4 protein-coding genes are annotated in these 3,001 nt (G+C 61.2%); 1 reads left to right on the forward strand and 3 read right to left on the reverse strand.

What is annotated here, in order from left to right; genetic code table 11:
- The 3 genes from ACFFAR_RS29530 to ACFFAR_RS29540 all read right to left on the reverse strand — a co-directional run.
- On the reverse strand, positions 1-416 hold a 416-nt coding region (locus ACFFAR_RS29530), incomplete at its 3' end, for an MmgE/PrpD family protein (protein WP_174365742.1).
- A complete protein-coding gene (locus ACFFAR_RS29535) occupies positions 413-1,315 on the reverse strand; it encodes a polysaccharide deacetylase family protein (protein WP_174365743.1) in 903 nt (300 codons plus the stop codon). The genes ACFFAR_RS29530 and ACFFAR_RS29535, both read right to left, overlap by 4 nt.
- Before the next feature lie 3 nt (positions 1,316-1,318).
- Positions 1,319-2,173 (reverse strand): polysaccharide deacetylase, encoded by an 855-nt coding sequence (locus ACFFAR_RS29540; protein ID WP_375509051.1) that lies wholly within the window; start codon positions 2,171-2,173, stop codon positions 1,319-1,321.
- A 281-nt stretch (positions 2,174-2,454) separates the two neighbouring features.
- Between ACFFAR_RS29540 and ACFFAR_RS29545 the strand changes: the two genes are divergently transcribed.
- The coding region (locus ACFFAR_RS29545; RefSeq protein ID WP_375509052.1) for a LysR family transcriptional regulator at positions 2,455-3,001 on the forward strand (547 nt) is incomplete at its 3' end.

The following is a 3,001-nucleotide window of genomic DNA, read 5'->3' on the forward strand; positions in this document are numbered from 1 at the left end:
CGGCCGACGTCGTAGCCTATGACGACCGCCGTCAGAAATTCGCGTCCTGATACAGCGCGGTCGGTGCAGGCGAGCGCCGCGAATGCAGCGGGAAGGACGACTGCGCCGGAGTGGTCGCAGCCGCCGGCGTCATCGAGTTCGAGTGCATGTGCTGCAACGCCATTGACGAACGCCGCGTCACGCGCGTTAAAACTCTGCGACGTACCCCATGCGCGTATTTCGCCTTTGCTTCCCAGGCTCATCAATGCACGCACGCTGCGCGCTTCAACGGCCGTCGCACCGCCCAGAGAAGCGCCGAGCGTGTCGAGTATATGGCGTTTCGCTTTATGCACGACAGCGGCCGGAAGCGTCTCCCCCGAAGTCTCTGCGATAAACCCCGCAAGCCGTTGCGACAAGGTCGATTTGCCAGCGTTCATGCCTGCTCCTGCTTGTGCCGTGCATACACTTCGACCGGGTGACCGGGCTCGTTGCTCGTGACGATTTGGCGCCACCACGCGGCCATCTCGGCGCCCGTCGCGAACCAGACATCGTTGCGTGAGCGGATGTCGGCGAGCAGTTCACGCAGCACATCGATGCGCGCTGCCGTGCCGATGATCTCCGGATGCAGCCGCAGCACGAAGCACAATCCAAATCGATGGAACGCCGCGAAGTCATGTTTCCAGTTCTTCAGCACTTCACCGTACGACGGAATGCGGGGCTGCCCTACAGGAACCGCCGGCGACAGGTTGTATGCGAAGTAAGGCTCGTCTTCGAGCTCATAGTGAAGCGGCAGCTCTACGAGCGGCGGTGTAGTGATCGCCGCGTCGGTATCCGGCAAATGGAAATACGGCAGATCATCGCCACGCCACGACGACGACCAGGTGACGCCTTCATCGCGAAGAAAGTCCGCGAAGCCCGGCGCCCAGTTTCCAGTGAACGAACGGAAGCCCTCGGCGCGGTGGCCAAGCACGTTTTCAAGCGCGGCTTGTCCCTGCCTGAAGACGTTCTTCTGAGCGTCGAGCGTGAGCGTATCGAAGTCCTCGCAGACGTAGCCGATATTGCCTATCTCGTGCTTCTGCGCATCAATGCGCGCGACCAGTTCGCCATGCGTCTCGGCAACACGGCCCGGCACGAACCAGCTTGAACGGACATCGAATTCTTCCAGCGCATCGAGCACGCGATCCACCCCCCGCTTGGCGCCGTAACGCCATACAGATAACGATTTTTCGCGGCCCGCGATGCGCGGTTCCTGCGTGAGGATGCCGTGTTCGTCGTTGAAATCGACCGTGATGACGACGGCGCTTCGCGCATTGTCAGGCCACCGTATTGTGTTCATCGTTCAGGCCTCCGTGTGGTTATCGTGCCACCATTGCGCCACATCGCGACACGTGGCGAACCATACGTCGCCCTTCGCGTGCATGTGATCGAGCAGGCTTTCGAGCAGCGCGATACGCCCCGGCTTACCCGAGACTTTCGGATGAAACAGCGTCGTCAGGCACAACCCGTCGCGATGCGAACCGTCGAATTCACGACGCCAGTTGTCAAGCGTGGTGTCATAGCTTGCAATGCGGTCGAGGCTCGCCGGAAAGTTTGGATTGCGGTGATATGCAAGCGACGCATAATCGTCCATCTCCCAGCGTCCGGGGATCTCGATCATGGGCGTGCCGCCGTTTTCTGCCGGCAGGAAGTACGGACGATCGTCACCGCGCATGGAGCTCGAGTAGCGCACGCCGGCTTCCATCAGGACGCTGATGGTGTCAGGACCCCAATCGCCCGATGGCGTTCGAAAACCGACCGGGCGCATGCCGAGATGTTTATCGAAGGCTTGCGCGGAGCGCTCCATGACCGCGCGTTGTCCATTGCGATCGAGCGTCCAGAATGCTTCATGCTTGTAGCCGTGGTAACCGATCTCGTGTCCGCCTTCCAGGATCGCCGCGCATTGCCTAGGCCAGTTTTCCAGCACCCACGCAGGCACGAAGAACGTGGCCGGGACCTTGCGTTCCGCGAGCATGTCCAGCAGACGGCCCAAGGCACGCCACGGCCCGTAACTGCCCAGCGTGAAGTACGAAGGGTTTTTCCAGATGGACCCGTCGAGCATCGCGTCACCCGTGGGTCCGTCGAGATCGAAGGCCAAGGCGAAGCAGGATCGCTTGCCATCCGGCCAGCGTGGTTTGCTCAAATCAGTTGTTGGCATCGATGACGGCCTTTTTCACTGCGTGTTCCTGCAAGCCCCATTTCACGGGGATCTTTGTTACGTGCCATCAATCAACGCCGCCGACGGCCCCGTCTTGAAGCGCCCGCCCCACAACCGGTGTGAATGCTCGCTCATGCGAATCGCCGCGAAGCTGATTGATATGCGGCGGCGGACTGCGTCGAGAACCCAGACCCACCCGCACGATCCAGCCGATTTTATGAACGCCAATTTTTTACCGACAAACGGTAAAATCTCATGGTTACCATGCACAACTTGCATAAATGAAAATCGAGCGATATCCGCCGTTCAATGTGCTGCAGTCGCTGCTGGTGGTCGCGCGTTGCGGGAATTTCACGGCCGCTTCGCAGCAGCTTTTCCTGAGCCAGAGCGCCGTCAGCAGGCACATCCAGCAGATCGAGGAGTATTTCGGCTGTGCGCTTTTCGTGCGCCATACGCGCATGGTCGTGCCGACTGCGGAATGCCAGCGGCTGGTTCCCATCGTGGAGGAGTTGCTGGCGACTGCGCGCCGATCCATGCATGTCACGAGCACCGGCGGGCAAACCGTGACCTTGCGCGTGACGCCGACGCTCGCCGCGCGCTGGCTGATGCCGCGCCTGCCGAGCTTCTACGAGGATGTGCCGGGCACACAACTCAATGTCGATACCGCGTGGTTCCTGCCGACGAATTTCGGCGAAGGCACGCTCGATGCCGCCATTCTCTTTGGCAGCGGCCGCTGGGACGGGCTGGAGGCGACCTGCCTGATGCAGGAAAGATTGACGCCTGTGTGTTCGCCGCAGACGGCGCAGGGCGAGCCGCCGGTGCTGATCG

Source organism: uncultured Caballeronia sp. (assembly GCF_964243625.1).
Taxonomy (GTDB): Bacteria; Pseudomonadota; Gammaproteobacteria; order Burkholderiales; family Burkholderiaceae; genus Caballeronia.

What these genes read in the sequence shown, in the direction of transcription:
- ACFFAR_RS29535 (WP_174365743.1), bottom strand. Translation starts at nt 1,315, where the DNA reads ATGAACACAATACGGTGGCCTGACAATGCGCGAAGCGCCGTCGTCATC.
- ACFFAR_RS29540 (WP_375509051.1), bottom strand. Translation starts at nt 2,173, where the DNA reads ATGCCAACAACTGATTTGAGCAAACCACGCTGGCCGGATGGCAAGCGA.